Raw genomic sequence first — 18,323 nt, 5'->3', positions numbered from 1 at the left:
ACCCCGCCTGGACGTGGGCCGAGGGGCGTGGTAAAACGGGGGGGAATGCTTACGGGCAACCTCGCCGAGTTTCCCTTTCCCGCCTTGGTGGGCGCCCTCATGAGCGCCGGACGCACCGGGCGCCTCCTCCTTAAGCCTCCTTTTCTGGAAGGGGAGATCTATTTCCGAGGGGGCCAGGTGGTGCACGCCAGGGTCCAGGCGGGGGAGCGCTCCTTGGAAGGAGAAGAGGCCCTGGACCTCCTGGTGGGCCTCAAGCGGGCCCCCTTCACCTTTGAGCCCGAGGCCCTCCCGCCCCACACCACCCTCCTAGGAGGGCTCGCCGTGCCCGCCCGCCTGGCCGAGGCCCAGGAGGTGTGGCGGGGGCTTAGCCTCCCCAGCGACTGGGGGTACGTGCTCCGCCTGAACCCCAAGGGCGGGGAGGTGGAGCTTCCTCCCGAGGCCCTGCGGGTGTTGGCCCAGGTGGAGGGAAAGCCCATCGCCCAGGTGCTCACGGCCCCGGGGGTTTTGCGCCTGGCCCGGGTGTTGCACACCCTTTTGGGGGTGAAGGCCCTGGAGGCCGTCCCCCGGGTGGAGGTGCCCCCGGTGGCCCTCCTGGTGCTGCCCATCTACGGTTCGGGCTCCGGGGTGGCCTACGTGGACGAGGCCCTCTACGCCGGGTGGGCCCGGGCCATCCGCCACGGGTTCCGCCTGCGCCTTCTGGGGCGGGAAGCGGTGATGGAGGTCCGCCCCAGGCCCAACATCCCCGAGCGGCTTGGGCTTCTGGAAGAGGACCTGAAGCGTCTCCGCCTCCGCCGGGGGGATAAGGTGGAGGTGGTGCCGGAGGTGTAGGTATGGATATCCTGGCCCTGAACGAGTATCTAAACCGGATCGTGTACGGCTTCCCCATGAAGCTGGTCTTCCTCCTGGTGGGAGTCTACCTGGTGATCTTCCAGATCCGCTGGTTCAGCGCCCCCTTCCGGATGCTCCGGGTCTCCTTCGCGGAGACCTTCGGGGCCATCCGCGAGCGGACCTACGGCTTCGGCGGCCAGATCACCCCCTTCCAGGCCACCATGGTGGCCCTCTCCGCCACGGTGGGGACCGGGCACCTTCTCGGGATGCTGGCGGCGGTTTTGCTGGGGGGGCCGGGGGCGGTCTTCTGGATGTGGGTGGGCTACTTCTTCGGCACAGGAAGCAAGTTCGCCGAGGCCACCCTGGCGGTGCACTACCGCCGCCGCTACGCCGATGGCTCCGTGTCCGGAGGCCCCATGTACTACCTTTCCCGGGGGCTACCCCGCCTTCGCTTCTTGGGCTACCTTTTCGCCTTTTTCGCCGCCGTGGCCGCTTTTGGCATCGGCAACCTTTCCCAAGCGGGGGCGGTGGGGGGAGCCTTGGCGCCCCTAGGGGCGCCCCCAGCCCTGGTGGGGCTTGGCCTCGCCCTTTTGGTGGGGGTGGTGCTGGGTGGGGGGATCGTTCGGGTGGCCCGTTTCGCCCAGGTGGTGGTGCCCCTCAAGCTTCTCCTCTTTTTGGTGGCGGTGCTGCCCCTCCTAGTCCTTTACGGGGGTAACCTCCCCGAGGCCTTGGCCCTGGTCTTCCGGGCTGCCTTCACCCCGGAGGCCGCCTTGGGCGGGGCGGCGGGGTACAGCCTCTTTGCCGCCCTCAACGCCGGGCTTGGCCGGGGCATCTTCGCCAACGAGGCCGGGCTGGGTTCAGCGGCCATCGCCCACGCCCAGGCCCAGGTGGACCACCCCGTGCGCCAGGGTTTCTGGGGGGTCACGGAGATGTTCGTGAGCTTCCTGGTGACCTCCCTCACCGCCCTCACCTTCATCGCCTCCGGCCTTTGGCGCCAGGGGGGAAGCGCGGCGGAGGCGGCCCAGGCCCTCTTCCAGGCCCACCCCTTGGGGGGGGTGATCCTGGCCCTCACCGTGGCCGTCTTCGCCCTGGGAACCATGGTGTCCTGGGGGTTTTACGGGGAGGAGGCGGCGGCCTTCCTCTTCGGGGAGGGGGTGCGCTGGCCCTACCGCCTCACCTTCGCCGTTTTGGCCTTCGTGGGGCCTTTGGGGGGCCTCGAGGCCTTTTTGGCCATCTCCGACACCCTAAACGGCCTTATGGCCCTTCCCAACCTCCTGGGCTTGGTGCTTCTGGGGGGCGTGGTGGGGCGGCTGGTGTACGGCTTCTTCCGCGGGGAGCCCTGGGTGCCCCCCCGCTAGAACGGGGAGCATCCGAACCAAGGCTGGAGGAAGCCCTTTTGGGGTACTTAAGTACCCCGCTCTGGCGCAAGCCAGAGCGGGGGCCCCAAAAGAGCCTTCGCAGAGCCCTACCTCCGGCGTCCCATGTGGCGAAATCAAGGTGCGGGCACTTAGCCCCCGCCCCGGCTTGCGGCGAAGGCGATGCGCTCAAACCACCGCTCGGCCTCTTCCCCTTCCACCTCCACCCGAAGCTGGGGGATGGAGAGGCTTCCCACCTTCAGGGGTTCCACCTCGCGAAAGCGCACCCAGGCCCCGGGAAGGCGGTAAACCCCTTCCCCCTCCTTGACCCCGCCCCACGCCTCCAGGTAGCGCTCAAGGAGCCAAGGGGGAAAGGCTCCGAAGGTCCGTTCAAGCCCGCCCCCCGCCACCGGGGGGAAGAGGTCCAGGGTGGCCCCGGGGGAAAGGGGGGTGGAGAGGCCCTGGAGGTAGCGCACGTCCCGGCCCTCGAGGAAGACGGAGACCCGCTCGGCAAGCCCTTCCCCTTCAAAGAGCTCCTCCTTCAGGGCGGGGTAGGCCCGGACCAGGTTTTCCAAAACCTCCCCCACGGTGGCCCCGGGCACCTCCAGCTGGCTTTTCCCCGCAAGGTCCCGGAAGGTGGCGTAGAGGTTCACCTTGGGCATACCCAAGAGTTTAAAGGAAGGCCCTGGCCCAGGGGCCAGGGCCCCTTGGGGAGGGAGGTTAGTCCGCGGCCTGGGAGAGGATGCCGAGCTCCTGGAGCTTGGCCGGGGGCACCACGCCCCGCTCCCAGCCCCGCTCCCGGTAGTACTCCTCCAGCATCCGGTCCAGCTCGGTGAGCTGGCCCTTGGAGCCCGCGCAGTCCGAGGGCTCCTTGAGGAAGCGCTCGGGCAGGTAGTCCGAGCCCTCGCCCCAGCCCGCCAGGTTGTTGTAGTAGCGCTCCAGGTTGTAGATGCGCTCCCCGATCCTCAGGATCTCCTCCGGGGTCACGGGGCGGCCCCAGTAGGCGGCAAGCTGCTTGGCGTACTCCTCGGGGCCCTCGGCGAACTGGCTGAACTTGCAGAGGTCCAGGGAGTCGGTGAAGGCGGAGAGGTCCTGGAAGAGCTTGGTGAGCTTGCCCTTCCCCTCCCAGGCCAGGGGGTCGGTCTTGTAGGGCACGCCCAGGACCTCCGAGGCCGGGGTGTAGGCCCTAAGGTGGCAGGCCCCCCGGTTGGAGGTGGCGTAGGCGATGCCCATGCCCTTGAGGCCCCGGGGGTCGTAGGCGGGGATGGACTGGCCCTTCACCTCCAAGGAGATCTCGGGGTGGCCGATGGCCTTGGCGAAGCGGGCGGGGCCCTCCGCCAGCATGTCCCCCACGCCCTTGCGGTGGGCGATGGCCTCGAGGACCCGCACCTCCCCCTCCTTGTCCCCGAAGCGGATCCCGTCCTCGCCCCGGTAGTAGCCCTTCTCCGTGGCCTCCATGAGGACGGCGATGGCGTTGCCCGCCTCAATGGTGTCCATGCCGTAGGCGTTGCAGAGGTAGATGGCGTAGCCCGTCCAGTCGGTGTCGGTGTGGCCCGCATGGGCCCCCAGGGCCCAGGCGGACTCGTACTCGTAGGACTCAAAGCGGATGGCCTTGCCGTTGATGTGGACCTCCACCATCTTCTTGCAGGCCACGGGGCAGGCGTGGCAGGTGTTGTCCTTGATGAGGCGGTGCTCGCGGATGTACTCCCCGGAGATCTTCTCCACCCCCTCAATGCAGGTGTGCTGGGCGTTAAAGGTGGGCAGGGCCCCCATGACGTTGGTGATGTTCATGAGGACGTTGGTGCCGTAGAGGGAAAGCCCGCCCTTCTTGGGGGCGGTGACGTTCTTGGGGTCGTTGATGGTGGCCGAGGCCAGGCGGTCCGCCTCCTTCCAGAGCTCGGGGTCCTTGGGCTGGGGCGTCTTGTCGTGGGTGCCCACCACCACGATGGCCTTGAGCTTCTTGCTCCCCGCCACCGCCCCGGTGCCGCCCCGGCCTGCGGCCCGCTCGTCGTTGTTGATCCAGTTGGCGAAGCGCACCAGGTTCTCCCCCGCGGGGCCGATGGCCATCACGTCGGCGTCCTCCCCGTGGCGCTCGCGGAGGATGCGGTGGGTCTCGTGGGTGGTCTTGCCCCAGAGGTCGGAGGCGTCGTGGACCGTCACCTCCCCGTCCTTCACCAGGAGGTAGACGGGCCTCTCCGAGGCCCCCTTGATGAGGAGGCCGTCAAACCCCGCCCACTTGAGCTTGGCCGCGGTCCAGCCCCCCATGTGGCTGTCCGTCACCGTGCCCGTGAGGGGGCTTTTGGTGACCACGGCGAGCCTTCCCGACATCTTGGCCCGGGTGCCGGAGAGGGGGCCGTTCATGATGCAGAGGAGGTTTTCGGGGCCCAAGGGGTCCACCTGGGGGCCGTTCTCAAAGACGTACTTCACCCCGAGGCCCCGCCCCCCCACGTACATCTCCAGGTCCTTGGGGTCGGGAGCGAAGTACTCCACCTGGCCGGTGCTGAGGTCAATCCGGGCGATCCTGTGAGCGTATCCGCCGAGCATCCGCCACCTCCTTGGGATGGACCGCTTCGCGCGACGAAGGGAAGGCTTCGCTTGGGTTTGGTGGGATTATACCACCAGGCCCCGGGGAGAATGTAAAGTGGGGTATCATGCTGGCCCTGGCCGGGGAGGCCCTGGTGGACCTGGTCTTGGAGGGGGAAGGCCCCTTGCGCTTCACGGGGGTCCTGGGGGGTTCGGTCCTGAACACCGCGAGCGTCCTGGCGCGGCTCGGCTTTCCCGTGCGCTTCTTTTCCGAGGTGGGGGAGGACTGGCTCTCCCTCTGGGCGGAAGGGGAGATGGCGAGGAGGGGCCTGGAGGCCTGGCTAGCGCGCCACCCCGCGCCCATGCCCCTGGCCCTGGTGCGCCTGGACCCGGAGGGAAACGCCCGCTACAGCTTCCACCGCCCCTTCCAGGCTCCCTACGTCCCGGAGGAGGGGGGGCTTAAGGGGGCCTTGGGCTTCCACTTCGGCTCCCTCTTCGCCCTCGAGGCCCGCACCGCAGGCGGGGTGGGGGCCCTCCTGGAGGAGGCCCTTCGGGAGGGCGCCCTCGTCTCCTTTGACCCCAACCTGCGCCACCCTCCCGGGGAGGAGGAAAGGCGCCTCATCGCGGGCTACCTCGCCCGCGCCGACCTCCTGAAGCTTTCCCTGGAGGACGCCCGCCTCCTCTTTCCCGAAGGCCCGGTGGAGGGGGTGAGGCGCCTGGCCGTTCCCCTCAAGGTCCTCACCCTGGGCCCCGAGGGGGCGGTGGCCTTCTTCGGGGAGGAGGAGGTGCGCCTTCCCGGGGAGAGGGTCCTTGTGGTGGACACCGTGGGGGCGGGGGACACCTTCACCGCCGCCCTCCTCGCCCTCCTCTTCCGCAAGGGCTACACCAAGGCGAACCTAAAGGCCCTCGCCCCCTTGGACCTCCGGGAGGCCCTGAGGGGGGCCATCGCCCTTTCCGCCCTGGCCTGCACCGTGCGGGGGGCCGACCTCCCCGAGGAGGGGCTTAGGGCCTGGAAGGGGCGCTTCCTAGGGGATTAGGAGGACCTTGCCCGTGGTCCTCCGGCCCTCCAAGGCCTCGTGGGCCTCCCGGGCCTTTTCCAGGGGGAACTCGGCCCCGATGCGCACCCTAAGCCAGCCCTCCAGCACCCCCCGGAAGACCTCCCCCGCCCGAAAGAGGAGTTCCTTGCGGCTCGCCGTGTAGTGGTGGAGGGTGGGGCGGGTGAGGAAGAGGCTTCCCATGCGGTTGAGGATCTGGGGGTCCTGGGGCGGCACCGGCCCCGAGGACTGGCCGAAGAGGACGAGCATCCCCCGGGGCCTTAGGGCCGCAAGGCTTCCCAGGAAGGTGTCCTTCCCCACCCCGTCGTAGACCACGTCCACCCCGCCCCCCGAAAGGGCCTTCACCGCCTCGGCGAAGCCCTCGTAAGGCAGGGCGTAGTCCGCCCCCGCCTCCCGGGCCAGGGCCCGCTTCTCCTCGGTGCTGGCGGTGGCGTAGACCGTGGCCCCCAGGCGCTTGGCCCACTGGATGAGGAGCTGCCCCACCCCCCCGGCCCCGGCGTGCACCAGGACCTGGTCCCCGGGGGCCACGGGGTAAGTGCTCTTGAGGAGGTAGTGGACCGTCATCCCCTGGAGGAGGGCCGCGGCGGCGAGCCTCGGGTCCAGCCCCTCGGGGAGGGGGACGAGCCTCTCCGCCGGGACCACCTGGTACTCGGCGTAGGCGCCCTGCACGTTGGCGAAGGCCACCCGGTCCCCGGGCCTCACCCCCACCACGCCTTCCCCCACCTTCTCCACCACCCCGGCCCCCTCCTCCCCCAGGGTGAAGGGGGTGGGCACGGGGTAGAGGCCCTTCCGCTTGTAGGTGTCAATGAAGTTCACCCCGATGGCCTGGAGCCGCACCAGGACCTCCCCGGGCCCAGGCTCCGGGAGGGGAAGCTCCTCAAGCCTCAAGACCTCCGGTCCGCCCACCTCGTGCACCCGTATGGCCCGCATGGGGAGAGTCTACACCCAGACGGGCGGCCTCGAGGCCACCTCTTGACATACCAATAAGTTTGTACTACAAAGTTATTGGCGGAGGTGAGCATGAACGCCAAGCGGGCGCTGGTCTGGGCCTGGCTCCTCCTCGCCCCGGCCCTGGGGGGCTCCCTGGGGTACGGCTTCCTGGGCTTCCAGGGGGCCTGGCAGGTGGGCGGGGGCGGCTTCGGGACCTTCCAAGGGCTGGCCCTGGGCGGGGAGTCCTGGGGCGGGCCGAGGGGGTACGGGGGGGTCTTCCTCGCGGGGGCCTGGCTTCCCGTGGGCCCCGGGGTCTTCCTCCTCCCCGCCCTGGGCCTGGGGGGCGAAAGCGGAGGCTTCCTCCTGGACCTTGGGGTGCGGGGCTTCTGGTTCTTCCGGGAGGAAGGGGGCTGGCTTTTGGGGGTGGGCGCCGGGTACGCCCTGCCCCTGGGGGCTTCCGGGGGCGGGTGGTACGTGCGCCTGGCCTTTGGGGGAGGTAGACCGTGAAGCCGGAGGAGGCCAAGGCCCTGCTGGAGGCGGCCGAGCGGGCGGAAGGGGAAGCCCGGCTAAGGCTCGCCCTCCTGGGGGGATGGACCCTTGTACTTTGGGGCGCCCTCTGGGCCTTGGGAAGCTTTCTCCTGGCCTGGAATCCGGAGGTGGGAGGGCGGTTCTGGACGGTGGCGGGCCCCCTGGGTGGGCTCCTCTCCTTCTACCTAGGGGCCCGGCAGGGGGTGAGCGTGAGGAGCTTCCTGGGGCTCCAGACCTTCTACTTCTGGGCCCTGCTCACCCTCTTTGCCCTCCTCCACTGGCTCCTCCTCCTCCCGCCCACGGACTTGAGGGGGGAAAGCTTCCTGGTCAGCCTGGTGGCCTTCGCCTACGCCTACCTGGGCACCCTGTGGCGGATCCCGGGAATGGCCTGGGCGGGGCTAGGGCTCTTCGCCGCAGACCTCCTTCTCTATCGGGCCTTCCCCGGCCTCTTCCACCTGGGGATGGGCGCGGTGGGGCTTTGTGCCCTGGTCTACGGGGGGGTGCTCCTTTGGCGCTGGACCCGGTGATCCACCAGGAGACCCGCCTGCGCATCGTGGCCCTCCTTGCGGGCCTGGGGGAGGGGGCGAAGGCGGAGTTCACCTGGCTCAAGGAGGCCCTGGGGCTCACCGAGGGCAACCTCTCAAGCCACCTGCAGAGGCTGGAAGAGGCGGGGTACGTGCGGGTGGAGAAGGGCTTCCGGGGCAAAAGGCCCAAGACCTGGGTGGCCCTCACCCCGGAGGGCCGGGCGGCCTACGAGGCCTACCGGAAGACCCTTCTGGACCTCCTCCAAGGGCGGTAGCGGGCCGGGCTAAGTGCCCGCACCTTGATTTCGCCACATGGGACGCCGGGGGTAGGGCTTTGCGAAGGCTCTTTTGGGGCCCCCGCTCTGGCGCAAGCCAGAGCGGGGTACTTAGGCATCCGCCCCTCGGCGGCGCAACGTGGGAGGCCCGGTGGGGTCCTTAAAAGGCCCTCTGGTACTGCGGGGGCACGGGGGCCTCGGCCCCCAGGGCCTTGGCCGCCTTCAGGGGGAAGTAGGGGTCCCGGAGGAGGACCCGGCCCAGAAGCACCAGGTCGGCGCTTCCCGCCTGGAGAATGGTCTCCGCCTGCTCGGGGGTGGTGAGGAGGCCCACCGCCCCCGTCGGCATCCCCACCCGCTTGCGCACCGCGTCGGCGAAGGGAACCTGGAAGCCCGGGGCCGCGGGGACCTTGACCCCGGGCACCACCCCGCCCGAGGAGAGGTCCAAAAGGTCCACCCCCAGGGCCTTGAGCCGTTCGGCGAAGGCCAGGGTGTCCTCGAGGCCCCACCCCCCTTCCGCCCAGTCCGTGGCCGAGACCCGAACGAAGAGGGGAAGCCCGGGGGGCAGGGCTTCCCGCACCGCTCGGGCCACCTCCAGGGGAAAGCGCATGCGGTTCTCCCGGCTTCCCCCGTAGGCGTCCTCCCGCCGGTTGGAAAGGGGCGAGAGGAAGGAGGAGAGGAGGTAGCCGTGGGCCATGTGGAGCTCCACCACCAAAAACCCCGCCCGGAGGGCCCTTTTGGCCCCTTCCACGAAGGCCTCGAGGACCCGCGCCATCCCCGCCTCGTCCAAAGGCTCGGGGACGGGGTAGCCCTCGGCGAAGGGGATGGGGCTTGGCCCCACCCCCTTCCAGCCCAAAGGCTTCCCCCCTTCCCAGGGCCTCGCCGTCCCCGCCTTGCGCCCGGCGTGGGCGAGCTGGATCCCCGGCACCGCCCCCGCCTCCCAGATGCGCCGGGCGAGTTCCTTGAGGCCCGGGAGGTGGTCCTCGGACCAGATCCCGAGGTCAAAGGGGCTGATCCGGCCTTCGGGGAGGACCGCCGTGGCCTCCACGAGGACGAGCCCCACCCCGCCCAGGGCCCGGGTGGGGTAGTGGAGGAGGTGCCAGTCCGTGACCTCTCCCCCTTCCGTGGCCGAGTACTGGCACATGGGGGACATGGCCAGGCGGTTTTTGAGCCTGAGGTCCCGAAGGACAAGAGGGGTGAAGAGGAGGGCCATGGGACCATTATCCCCGCCTCCCCGCCGTAGAATGGGCGCATGGCGCCAAAGGGCGGTTCCATGAACGGGCGGGGGGTGAGGCCGTGAAGGGAAGGCTCCTCGCGGCGGCCCTCTTCCTGACGGCAGGCCTGGCCCAGCCCCTCAAGGTGGCCATCCTCTGGCACCAGCACCAGCCCCCTTACGAGAACCCCCTCACGGGGCAGTACGGGGAGCCCTGGGTGCGCATGCACGGGGTGAACGACTACCCCTGGATGGCCGAGGTCCTCCTGGAGTTTCCCGAGGTCAAGGTGAGCTTTGACTACACCTCCACCCTCCTCAAGCAGATCGGCGACTACCTCTCCGGCAAGGCCAAGGACGCCTACTGGCGGGTCTCGGAAAAGCCCGCGGGCGCCCTCACCCCGGAGGAGCGGGCTTTCGTGGTGGAGCGCTTCTTTGACCTCAACCCCCGCTTCGTGGCGGAAAGCCCCCGCTACCAGGAGCTCCAGGCCAAAAGGAGCCGCGGGGAGGCCTTCACCGACCAGGACCTCACCGACCTCCGGGTCCTCTGGAACCTCCTCTGGATCAACCGGGACTACATCGCCAAGGACCCCCGCCTCGAGGCCCTCCGCAAGAAAGACCGGGGGTTTTCCCAGGAGGACCTGGACTACGTCCTGAAGAAGCACCTGGAGCTCATGGCCACCATCCTGCCCCTCCACCAAAGGCTTTGGGAGCGGGGCCAGATTGACCTCCTCACCACCCCCTACTACCACCCCATCCTCCCCATCCTCCTGGACAAGGAGGCCATCCGCGAGTCCAACCCCACCCTCGCCCTCCCCAAGGAGCCCATCGCCTGGCCGGAGGACGCCCGCTGGCAGGTGCGCTCCGGGAAGGCCTACTTCCGGGAGCTCTTCGGGAGGGAACCCTTAGGCATGTGGCCCCCCGAAGGGGCCGTGAGCCAGAAGGCGGCCGAGCTCTACGCCGAGGAGGGCGTGCGCTTCCTGGTGACGGACGAGGCCGTCCTCGGCAAGAGCGGCTTCCCCGTGAACCCCCTCACCCTGACCCGGCCCTACCACGTGGAGAAGGACGGCAGGCGCCTGGTCCTCTTCTTCCGGCACCGGGACCTCTCGGACCGGATCGGCTTCCGCTATAGCGGGATGCCCCCCGAGGAGGCGGTGGAGGACTTCATCGCAAGCCTCCTGGAGATCCGCCGCCAGGTGATCCGGGAAAACCCCGAGGCCGTCCTTACCATCGCCTTGGACGGGGAGAACGCCTGGGAGAACTACCCCCAAAACGGCAACGCCTTCCGCCGCCTGCTTTACAAGCGCCTTTCCGAGGAGCAGGCCAAGGGCACCCTGAAGACGGTGCGCTTCTCCGAGGTGCTGGACCTCCCCTCGGTGGCCCTTCCGCGCCTCGGCACGGGGGGGTGGGCCGGGGACTTCGCCATGTGGGCCGGGGAGCCGGAGGAGAACGAGGCCTGGGACCGTCTAAGCCGGGCCCGGCAGGCGGTGGTGGCCTACCGGGAAGCGGGCGGGGACCCCCAGGTGGCGGAGCGGGCCATGGGCCTCGTCTACGCCGCCCAGGCCTCGGACTGGTTCTGGTGGTACGGCCAGGACACGGGCTTCCCCAACAACCCGCCCTTTGACGAGGGCTTCCGCGCCCTCCTCCGGGCGGTCTACGAGGCCCTGGGGAAGAAGCCCCCCGAGGAGCTCTTCATCGCCGTGCGGCCCCCCGTGGCCCCCCAGGGCACCCCGGGCCGGATAAGGCCCCAGCTGGACGGCCGGGTGGACCCTCCCGAGGAGTGGAAGGGCGCCGCCTACCTGCCCGACCTCGAGGGCACCACCATGCAGACCCAGGACGACCTCCTCAAAGGGGTGTACCTGGGCTTTGACGAGCAGAACGTCTACCTGAGGGTGGACCTAAGGGAGGGGATGAGGGCGGCGGACCTCCTGGGCCAGGGCTTCCGCCTCCACGTCTACGCCACCACGCCGGGGGAGGAGGGCGGGGCGGCCTTTCCCGAAGGGAGCGAGGTTTCCCTAGGCTTCCCCCTGCAGCAGCGGCTCACCTTGGACCTGGACCAGGTGCGGGATGGGGAGGCGGTGTTGGTGCGCTACGCCTACCGGGACGGGGCCTGGGTCCTGGCGAGCTCCCCCGCCGACCTCCAGGGGCGGCGGGCCTACGTGGGCGAGGTGGTGGAGATGCGCCTTCCCTACACCACCCTGAAGGCGGGGCCAGGGGACACCCTGCGCCTCGCCGTGGTCCTGGAGCGGCAAGGCCGGGTGGTGGACGCGGCCCCCAACGCGAGCCCCCTGGCCCTCTCCCTGCCCCAGCGCCTGGCCGGGAAGGAGGTCCTGGCCATCCCCGACCCCGAGGGGGACGAGCACGGCCCCGGCACCTACACTTACCCCAAGGAAGCCGCCTTCGCCCCCTTCCAGGGCCTCTTTGACCTCTTGGAGATGCGGGTTCTGGACAGCGGGGCCACCTGGACCTTCGTCTTCGTCTTCAAGGAGATGACCAACCCCTGGGGGGCCCCGGCGGGCTTCAGCCACCAGCTCCTCAACGTCTACCTGGACTTCAAGGAGGGGGGGCGCACCGACCCCTTCGCCAAGGGGGCCAAGGTGGCCTTTGACCCCGAGCACCCCTGGGACCTCTTCCTCAAGGTGGCGGGCTGGCCCCAGTACGGGCAACGGGTGGGCTTCCCCGACGGCACGGACACCGCCGACGGGATCACGGTGGGGAGCAACCCCGCGGACAAGCAGGTGATCGTCCAGCTGGACAAGAAGCACTTCAACCCCGTCCCGGGGCAGCGGGTCTGCTTCTACGTGCTCGTGGGCAGCCAGGACGGCTACGGCCCCGACCACTTCCGGCCCGTGGCCAAGGAGGCGGGGCCCTGGAACCTGGGCGGGGCGGAGAACGAGGACGCCCCCCTCGTGGTGGACTACCTCTGGCCGGAGAGGGGGGTCCAGGAGGCCATGCTCTCCCGCTACGGGGGTGGGAAGCACGCGGTACTTCGGCCCTACTGCGCCTTTTGGCCTTAGGGGTTTTAGTAGACTTTGGCCATGGACCCGGGCCTCGAGGCCGCCTTCCGGTACGTGGAGCGCTTCCTCTTCGGGGACGCCAACCGGCCGGGCCTCACCGTCTACGACGTGGAGCGCCTGGTGGGCTACCCCGCCAAGGGGGAGGGCCCCTTGAGCTACACCCTCCCCCGCGCCCAGGCCCTCTCTGGGGTCCAGGCGGTGCGCCTCCACTACTACCCCAAGGACCCCCACCTGCAGCTCATCGTGGAGATAGAGGACCGGGAGGGGCGCAAGCACCTCCGCCACTTCCGCTGGAACGGCTTCACCTGGGAGGTTCCCGAGGGGAAGCGGGGGGACCTGAGGAGCACGGAAGAGTCCCTGGGCTTCCTCAAGGTGGGGGAGGACTACTTCCTGGGCTTTCCCCAGGAGGAGGCCAAAGCCCTGGAGGAGGCGGTGCGCAAGGGGGAGGCCTTGGGGGCCAAGTACCTCCTCTGCCCCCGCTGCGGGGCCCGCGTCTTCTACGCCCCCTCGGTGCGGCCCGCGGAGGTGGTCTGCCCCCGGTGCGGCAACCCCACCCTGCTTTTCAAGACCTTCTCCGGCCTGGAGCCCGTCAAGGACCCCCTCGAGGCCCTAGCCGAGGAGCAAAGGGCCCTTCGCAGGGCCATTGAGGAGCTTCTCGCCTACCTCAAGCGCAAGCTCGGCCCCTAAGGGGTTGCACTTTCGCAACACGGGTTGCCCGAAATTGGGAAAGTTCTTTTGGGGCCCCCATGCTGGCGCAAGCCAGCATGGGGCGGTATTAAGTGCCCACACCTTGATTTTGCCACATAGGACGCTGGAAATAGGGCTTTGCGAAGGCTCTTTTGGGGCCCCCGCTCTGGCGCAAGCCAGAGCGGGGTACTTAGACCCGCACCCCCGGGAGGCCCCATCCCGGGTAGGCGTAGAACCGCCCCCGCTCCCCCGCCAGGTAGTCCAGAAGGGGCTCCTGGAGGGGGCGGTGGCCGGAGAGCCTCGCCGCCACCTCCTCCGGGGTGAAGAAGCGGGCCTCCACGATGTGCCCATCGGGGTCCCGGGGGTTCAGAAGCCCCTCGTAGCTGGCCCGGAAGGCCATGGCCAGGGTGCGCTCGTTCTTGCGGCGGTCCTCCACCTGGATCACGTAGGCCAGGTGCTCCACGGCCTTCACCCTAAGCCCCGTCTCCTCCCGCACCTCCCGCACCAGGGCCTCCAGCACCGTTTCCCCCGGCTCCACGGTGCCCCCGGGGAGGGTGTAGCGCACCTGGCCCCGGCGCCCCCAGTCGTTTCCCACCAGGAGCACCCGCCCCTGGCGGTCCAGGAGGATGGCCGCCACCACCAGGATCTCCCGGCGCATCACGCTTCCGTCATGGCCTCCAGCTGGCGCTCCTGGTCGGCCCGCTTCAGGGCCTCAAGAAGGGGCTGGAGGCGCCCCGAGAGGACGCCCTCGAGGTCGTGGGTGGTGAAGCCGATGCGGTGGTCCGTGACCCGGGACTGGGGGAAGTTGTAGGTGCGGATCTTTTCCGAGCGCTCCCCGGTGCCGATCTGGGCGAGGCGGGTCTTCCGGAGCCTTTCCGCCTCCTCCGCCCGCTTCATCTCCAGGAGGCGGCTCCTTAGGATCATGAGGGCCTTCTCCCGGTTCTTGATCTGGCTGCGGGAGTCCTGGCAGGTGACCATGATCCCCGTGGGCAGGTGGACCACCCGCACCGCCGAGTCCGTGGTGTTCACCCCCTGCCCCCCGGGCCCCGAGGCCCGCATCACGTCAATGCGGATCTCGTCCATGTTCAGCTGGAAGTCGGACTCCTCCGCCTTGGGCAAGACGGCCACCGTGGCCGTGGAGGTGTGGATCCGCCCCTGGGTCTCGGTGGCGGGGACCCGCTGCACCCGGTGGACCCCGCTTTCGTACTTGAAGGTGCCGTAGGCGCCGGGCCCCCGCACCTCAAAGACCACCTTGGAGAAGCCCCCCAGGTCCGTGGGGTTGGAGTCCAGGACCTCGGTTTCCAAGCCCATCTCCTCGGCGAAGCGCAGGTACATCTCCAGGAGGTCGCGGGCGAAGAGGGCGGCCTCCTCCCCCCCGGTGCCCGCGCGGATCTCCACGATGGCGTCCCTTTCGTCCATGGGGTCCTTGGGGAGGAGGTGGCGCTCCAGCTCCTTTTCCAGGGCCTTTTTTCGCTCCTCCAGCTCCGCCTTCTCCGCCTTGGCCACCTCGCGAAGTTCGGGGTCTTCCAGGAGGCTTTCCGCCTGCTCCAGGTCCTCCAGCACCTTGCGGTACTCCCGGATGAGGGCGAGGATCTCCCCCATCTCGGCGTAACGCCGGGAGAGGGCCTGGTAGCGCTTCTGGTCCTTCAGGACCTCCGGGTCGGCGAGGAGCCCTTCCAGCTCCCGGTACTCTTCCTCGAGGCGCGCGAGCTTATCCAGCATACCTTACCTCAGGATACCCCAAAGGGGGCTTGTCCCCAGGTTTAGGCTCCCCTAAAATGGGGGCCATGGAGGCGCCCCTGCTCTACGCTCTCCTGGGCGGGCTTTTCACCTGGGGGCTCACCGCAGTAGGGGCGGCGAGCGTCTTCTTCGCCCGGGAGCCGAGCCGCAAGCTCCTGGACACCCTGCTGGGCTTCGCCGCCGGGGTGATGCTCGCGGCGAGCGTCTTCTCCCTCCTCCTCCCGGGCATGGAGATGGCCAAGGCCCAGGGCATGGTCCCTTGGGTGCCCGCCGTGGTGGGGTTTCTCTTGGGCGGGGGCCTCTTGCGCCTGATAGACCGCCTCCTGCCCCACGTCCACCTGGACCCCGGGGCCAGGGAAGAGGGCCTCCACACCTCCTGGCGGCGCACCACGCTCCTCATCCTGGCCATCACCCTGCACAACTTTCCGGAAGGGCTGGCGGTGGGGGTGGCCTTCGGGGCCGCGGGGCTAGACCCCACGGGGGCGGCCACCTTGGGCGGGGCCATCGCCCTCGCCGTGGGCATCGGGCTCCAGAACCTGCCCGAGGGCCTGGCCGTGGCCTGGCCCTTGCGCCGGGCGGGGATCGGGGCGGGCCTCGCCTGGTTTTACGGCCAGCTTTCCGCCATCGTGGAGCCCGTGGGCGCGGTGCTCGGGGCCCTTCTGGTGGGGGAGATGCTCGTCCTCCTGCCCTACCTCATGGCCTTGGCCGCGGGGGCCATGGTCTTCGTCATCGTGGAGGAGGTGATCCCCGAAAGCCAGGCGGAGGGGAACGGGGACCTCTCCACCTTCGGCGTCATGGTGGGTTTCGCCCTGATGATGGCCCTGGACGTGGCCTTGGGCTAGGGGTCTACGGGGGAGGGCCCTAACCCTCCTTCTTCCCTAGGCGCTCCTGCAGGAGGCGGGCGGCCTCCTCGGCCTTGGCCTTGGCGGTTTCCGCCGCCTTCTTGGCCGCCTCGGAGAGCCCTTTTAGCGTGTCGGGGAGGCCGTCTTTGTCCTGGTCCAGCTGGGCCAGCTTGGCCTTGGCCTCCTCCAGGGCCTTTTCCGCTTCTTTCAGGGCCTTTTCCAGGACGTCGGGCCGGCCGTCCTTGTCCTGGTCCAGTTTTTCCTTGAGCTCCCGGAGCTTGCCTTCCACCTCTTTCGCCGCGGAGCGGGCGAGTTCCTTGGTCCTTTCCAGAAGGTCTTTGAAGTCCATGCCCCAGGTTACAACAAGGCCAAAAGGTCCGCCACCACCTTTTCCGTGGCCTCCACCTTGTCTGGGCTAAAGAGGAGCACGAGCTTCCCCTCGCGCACCACGAAGGTGGTGGCGGTGTGGTCCACCAGGTACTCCCCTGGGCCCCGGTACTGGCTCTTCTGGTAAAAGACCCCGAAGGTCTGGGCCGCCTCCCGCACCGCCTCCGGGCTTCCCGAAAGCCCGAGGAAGCTTGGGTGGAAGCCCTTGGCGTAGCGGTCGGCGACCTCCGGGGGGTCCCGCTCGGGGTCCACGCTCACGAAGATCACCTGGACCCCTTCCTGGGCCTTCGGGGGAAGCTTTTCGTAAGCCCGCTTGAGGGCGATGAGGGTGGTGGGGCAGACGTCGGGGCAGTGGGTGTAGCCGAAGAAGAGGAGGACCAGCTTGTCCTGGAACCGGGAGAGGCGCACGGGGCCTTGGGGGCCTTCCAGGGCGAAGTCCACGGGCTTGGGGTTAAGAAGCCTCGTGCCGTAGAAGGTGTGCCCCCGGGGAAGGAGGAGGTAGGCCAGGGCCAAGAGGGCGAGGACCGAAAGGAAGGCGGGCAGGAACCTCTTCATCGCGCCTCCACGGGAAGGACCACCTTAAGGACCTTCCCGTCGGCGAAGAGGAGGTCAAGCTCCACCTTCTCCCCTGCCTTTAGGGGCCGCTTCAGGCCGAGGAGCATGAAGTGGTACCCCCCGGGTTTGAGCTCCACCCGGCCCTTGGGCGGGACCTCGAGGAAGGCCACGGGGCGCATCCCCATCACCTTCTTCCCCTCCACCTCTCGGACATAGGTCTCGTGGAGCTCCACCCGCTCGGCCACGGGCGTCCTCGCCCCCACGAGGCGGAGGGGGAGGTCCCCGGGGTTCTCCAGGGTGAGGTACGCCGCGGCGTTGGGGCCAGGGGAGAAGCGGACCCAGCCCTCCCGGACCACCTGGGCCGAGGCCAAGGCCAGCAGGAAGAGGAGTCCAATCCAGCGCCTCATGCCCCCACTATAGGGAAGGCCCCCGGGACAAACGTACTTCCCGGGGAGTGCAAGTAGGATGGGGGTTATGGAGATCCTGGTGTCCACCCTCGAGGCCGTCCCCGGGTACCGGATCGCCCAGGTCCTGGGCGGGGTGAAGGGGAGCACGGTGCGCTCCAAGCACCTGGGCAAGGACCTCCTGGCGGGCCTCCGCACCCTGGTGGGCGGGGAGCTCCCCGAGTACACGGAGATGCTCCAGGAGGCCCGGGAGGTGGCCGAGGCCCGGATGCCGGAGGAGGCGAGGAGGCTTGGGGCCCACGCCGTCCTCGGCGTGCGCTACGCCGCCGCGAGCGTCATGCAAGGGGCGGCGGAGGTCCCGGACTACGGGACGGCGGTCCGGCTGGAGCCCGCCCGGGAGCGGTGATGCGCCGCGCCGCCCCCTTCTTCATCCTCCCCTTCTTCCTCCAGCTTTTGGGCCTGGGGGACACCCCCTTGGGCGGGGGGCTTTGCGGGGAGGTCTTCCGGGCGCAAGACCCCGCCCTCGCCCTGAAGACCCCGGGCTTCTGGTACGGCCTCCTCTTCATGGTCCTCCTGGCCTTGGAGCTGGGCTACGGCCTCTCCCTCCTCCTCCTTCCCCTTTTGGAGGTGCGCCCGGGAAAAGGGTGGGTGAGGGCGGGGCGCTACCTGGTGGGAACGCTCCTTCTCCTCTTCCTCCTCACCCGCACCACGGGCCTCCCCACGCCGGGCCCCGGGGGCTGGACCCTGGAGCCCGCCCCCCTGGACCCCCTCTCCCTCCTCCTCGTGGGCCTCTCCCTGGCGGGGGGGCTTCTTCTAAGGGAGAATGGAGGGCATGGAGCGGCTTCTTGAGGTGATGCGCCGCCTGCGGGGGCCCGGGGGGTGCCCCTGGGACCGGGCCCAGACCCACGAAAGCCTCGTCCCCTACCTCCTGGAGGAGGCGAGCGAGGCGGCGGACGCCCTCCTTAAGGGCGACCCCCAGGAGATGGCCGAGGAGCTCGGGGACGTCCTCCTGCAGGTGGCCTTCCACAGCGTCATCGCCGAGGAGGAGGGGCGCTTCACCTACGGGGACGTGGAGCGGGCCATCGTGGAGAAGCTCATCCGCCGCCACCCCCACGTCTTCAACGTACGCTCGGGCGTGACTGGGGAGGCCACCGCCAAGACCCCGGAGGAGGTGAAGGCCCGCTGGGAGGACCTGAAGGCCCAAGAGGGCAAGAAGGAGGACCCCTGCGGCCTGCCCAAGGGACTTCCCACCCTGCTCCGGGCCTACGAGCTCCAGCGGAAGGGGATGGACCCGGGGAGCGAAGAAGGCCTGAGGAAGGCCCTGGAAGAGGGCGACCTGGAGGAAGCGCTTTGGCACCTGGTGGGGCTTTTCGCCAAGAAGGGGATGGACCCCGAGAGCGCCTTAAGGCGGCGCTCCCTCAGGGCCTGCCGGGAGGGCTAGAGCCCCCGCCCGGCTTCCGCCTGGC

Annotated in this window: 21 protein-coding genes; 12 read left to right on the top strand and 9 right to left on the bottom strand. The window is 69.4% G+C overall.

Features of this window, described 5'->3' with window-relative positions; translation table 11 throughout:
• Positions 1-45 precede the first annotated feature (45 nt).
• Positions 46-828, top strand: a complete 783-nt coding sequence (locus tag BLP62_RS14290) for a DUF4388 domain-containing protein (RefSeq protein ID WP_093005118.1) — start codon at positions 46-48, stop codon at positions 826-828.
• 2 nt (positions 829-830) lie between these two features.
• Positions 831-2,186 carry an alanine/glycine:cation symporter family protein gene (locus BLP62_RS01365; protein WP_093005116.1) on the top strand — a complete coding sequence of 452 codons (1,356 nt, stop codon included), beginning with the start codon at positions 831-833 and terminating at the stop codon, positions 2,184-2,186.
• 149 nt (positions 2,187-2,335) lie between these two features.
• Here BLP62_RS01365 and BLP62_RS01360 read toward each other — a convergent pair whose 3' ends face one another.
• Together BLP62_RS01360 and BLP62_RS01355 are read right to left on the bottom strand one after the other, a co-directional pair.
• Positions 2,336-2,845 (bottom strand): ubiquitin-like small modifier protein 1, encoded by a 510-nt coding sequence (locus BLP62_RS01360; RefSeq protein ID WP_093005114.1) that lies wholly within the window; start codon positions 2,843-2,845, stop codon positions 2,336-2,338.
• 58 nt (positions 2,846-2,903) lie between these two features.
• On the bottom strand, positions 2,904-4,727 hold the full coding sequence (locus BLP62_RS01355) for an aldehyde ferredoxin oxidoreductase family protein (RefSeq protein WP_093005112.1): 1,824 nt from the start codon (positions 4,725-4,727) through the stop codon (positions 2,904-2,906).
• Positions 4,728-4,834: 107 nt separating this feature from the next.
• Here BLP62_RS01355 and BLP62_RS01350 point away from each other — a divergent pair, with 107 nt between their 5' ends.
• On the top strand, positions 4,835-5,743 hold the full coding sequence (locus BLP62_RS01350) for a carbohydrate kinase family protein (protein WP_093005110.1): 909 nt from the start codon (positions 4,835-4,837) through the stop codon (positions 5,741-5,743).
• On the opposite strand, the gene BLP62_RS01345 is transcribed toward BLP62_RS01350, so the two are convergent.
• A complete protein-coding gene (locus tag BLP62_RS01345; protein WP_093005108.1) occupies positions 5,732-6,691 on the bottom strand; it encodes a quinone oxidoreductase family protein in 960 nt (319 codons plus the stop codon). The two genes, BLP62_RS01350 and BLP62_RS01345, sit on opposite strands and share 12 nt — an antisense overlap.
• A 90-nt stretch (positions 6,692-6,781) precedes the next feature.
• Between BLP62_RS01345 and BLP62_RS01340 the strand changes: the two genes are divergently transcribed.
• The 3 genes from BLP62_RS01340 to BLP62_RS01330 are packed head-to-tail and all read left to right on the top strand — an operon-like array spanning position 6,782 to position 8,018.
• Positions 6,782-7,198 (top strand): hypothetical protein, encoded by a 417-nt coding sequence (locus BLP62_RS01340; RefSeq protein WP_241374111.1) that lies wholly within the window; start codon positions 6,782-6,784, stop codon positions 7,196-7,198.
• Complete coding sequence (locus BLP62_RS01335) at positions 7,195-7,746, top strand: hypothetical protein (RefSeq protein WP_093005104.1); 552 nt, start codon at positions 7,195-7,197, stop codon at positions 7,744-7,746. The genes BLP62_RS01340 and BLP62_RS01335 overlap by 4 nt, the downstream gene beginning before the upstream one ends.
• On the top strand, positions 7,728-8,018 hold the full coding sequence (locus BLP62_RS01330) for a winged helix-turn-helix domain-containing protein (RefSeq protein ID WP_241374112.1): 291 nt from the start codon (positions 7,728-7,730) through the stop codon (positions 8,016-8,018). Before BLP62_RS01335 ends, BLP62_RS01330 begins: the two co-directional genes overlap by 19 nt.
• A gap of 160 nt (positions 8,019-8,178) precedes the next feature.
• On the opposite strand, the gene BLP62_RS01325 is transcribed toward BLP62_RS01330, so the two are convergent.
• Positions 8,179-9,228 (bottom strand): NADH:flavin oxidoreductase/NADH oxidase, encoded by a 1,050-nt coding sequence (locus tag BLP62_RS01325; protein WP_093005100.1) that lies wholly within the window; start codon positions 9,226-9,228, stop codon positions 8,179-8,181.
• A gap of 83 nt (positions 9,229-9,311) precedes the next feature.
• On the opposite strand from BLP62_RS01325, the gene BLP62_RS01320 reads away from it, so the two are divergent.
• The gene (locus BLP62_RS01320; protein WP_093005098.1) at positions 9,312-12,242 is read left to right on the top strand and encodes a glucodextranase DOMON-like domain-containing protein; all 2,931 of its coding nucleotides are present in this window, start codon (positions 9,312-9,314) and stop codon (positions 12,240-12,242) included.
• A 21-nt stretch (positions 12,243-12,263) separates the two neighbouring features.
• Positions 12,264-12,929 (top strand): hypothetical protein, encoded by a 666-nt coding sequence (locus BLP62_RS01315; protein WP_093005096.1) that lies wholly within the window; start codon positions 12,264-12,266, stop codon positions 12,927-12,929.
• Positions 12,930-13,119: 190 nt separating this feature from the next.
• Here BLP62_RS01315 and BLP62_RS01310 read toward each other — a convergent pair whose 3' ends face one another.
• Positions 13,120-13,587 carry an NUDIX hydrolase gene (locus tag BLP62_RS01310; protein WP_093005094.1) on the bottom strand — a complete coding sequence of 156 codons (468 nt, stop codon included), beginning with the start codon at positions 13,585-13,587 and terminating at the stop codon, positions 13,120-13,122.
• On the bottom strand, positions 13,587-14,651 hold the full coding sequence (prfA, locus tag BLP62_RS01305) for a peptide chain release factor 1 (RefSeq protein ID WP_093005092.1): 1,065 nt from the start codon (positions 14,649-14,651) through the stop codon (positions 13,587-13,589). Before prfA ends, BLP62_RS01310 begins: the two co-directional genes overlap by 1 nt.
• A gap of 65 nt (positions 14,652-14,716) precedes the next feature.
• On the opposite strand from prfA, the gene BLP62_RS01300 reads away from it, so the two are divergent.
• On the top strand, positions 14,717-15,511 hold the full coding sequence (locus BLP62_RS01300; protein WP_093005241.1) for a ZIP family metal transporter: 795 nt from the start codon (positions 14,717-14,719) through the stop codon (positions 15,509-15,511).
• Between the two features lie 19 nt (positions 15,512-15,530).
• Here the strand turns inward: BLP62_RS01300 and BLP62_RS01295 are convergent, their stop codons facing one another.
• From BLP62_RS01295 to BLP62_RS01285, 3 genes are read right to left on the bottom strand one after another with little or no spacing between them, the layout of a single operon-like run.
• On the bottom strand, positions 15,531-15,860 hold the full coding sequence (locus BLP62_RS01295; protein WP_093005090.1) for a dolichyl-phosphate-mannose-protein mannosyltransferase: 330 nt from the start codon (positions 15,858-15,860) through the stop codon (positions 15,531-15,533).
• A gap of 8 nt (positions 15,861-15,868) precedes the next feature.
• Positions 15,869-16,453: an SCO family protein gene (locus BLP62_RS01290; RefSeq protein WP_093005087.1), complete on the bottom strand. Its 585-nt coding sequence runs from the start codon at positions 16,451-16,453 to the stop codon at positions 15,869-15,871.
• Entirely contained in the window at positions 16,450-16,860 is a 411-nt protein-coding gene (locus BLP62_RS01285; RefSeq protein ID WP_093005085.1) for a copper chaperone PCu(A)C, read from the bottom strand. The genes BLP62_RS01290 and BLP62_RS01285 overlap by 4 nt, the downstream gene beginning before the upstream one ends.
• A gap of 67 nt (positions 16,861-16,927) precedes the next feature.
• Here BLP62_RS01285 and BLP62_RS01280 point away from each other — a divergent pair, with 67 nt between their 5' ends.
• From BLP62_RS01280 to BLP62_RS01270, 3 genes are read left to right on the top strand one after another with little or no spacing between them, the layout of a single operon-like run.
• Entirely contained in the window at positions 16,928-17,263 is a 336-nt protein-coding gene (locus BLP62_RS01280; protein WP_223965802.1) for a YbjQ family protein, read from the top strand.
• Entirely contained in the window at positions 17,263-17,706 is a 444-nt protein-coding gene (locus BLP62_RS01275) for a hypothetical protein (protein ID WP_093005081.1), read from the top strand. The genes BLP62_RS01280 and BLP62_RS01275 overlap by 1 nt, the downstream gene beginning before the upstream one ends.
• Positions 17,681-18,298, top strand: a complete 618-nt coding sequence (locus BLP62_RS01270; RefSeq protein ID WP_093005079.1) for a MazG family protein — start codon at positions 17,681-17,683, stop codon at positions 18,296-18,298. Before BLP62_RS01275 ends, BLP62_RS01270 begins: the two co-directional genes overlap by 26 nt.
• Positions 18,299-18,323: the final 25 nt, after the last annotated feature.

Origin of the sequence: Thermus arciformis (genome assembly GCF_900102145.1) — a bacterium.
GTDB classification, from domain to species: Bacteria; Deinococcota; Deinococci; order Deinococcales; family Thermaceae; genus Thermus; species Thermus arciformis.
This window is presented reverse-complemented; position numbering and strand designations above follow the sequence as displayed.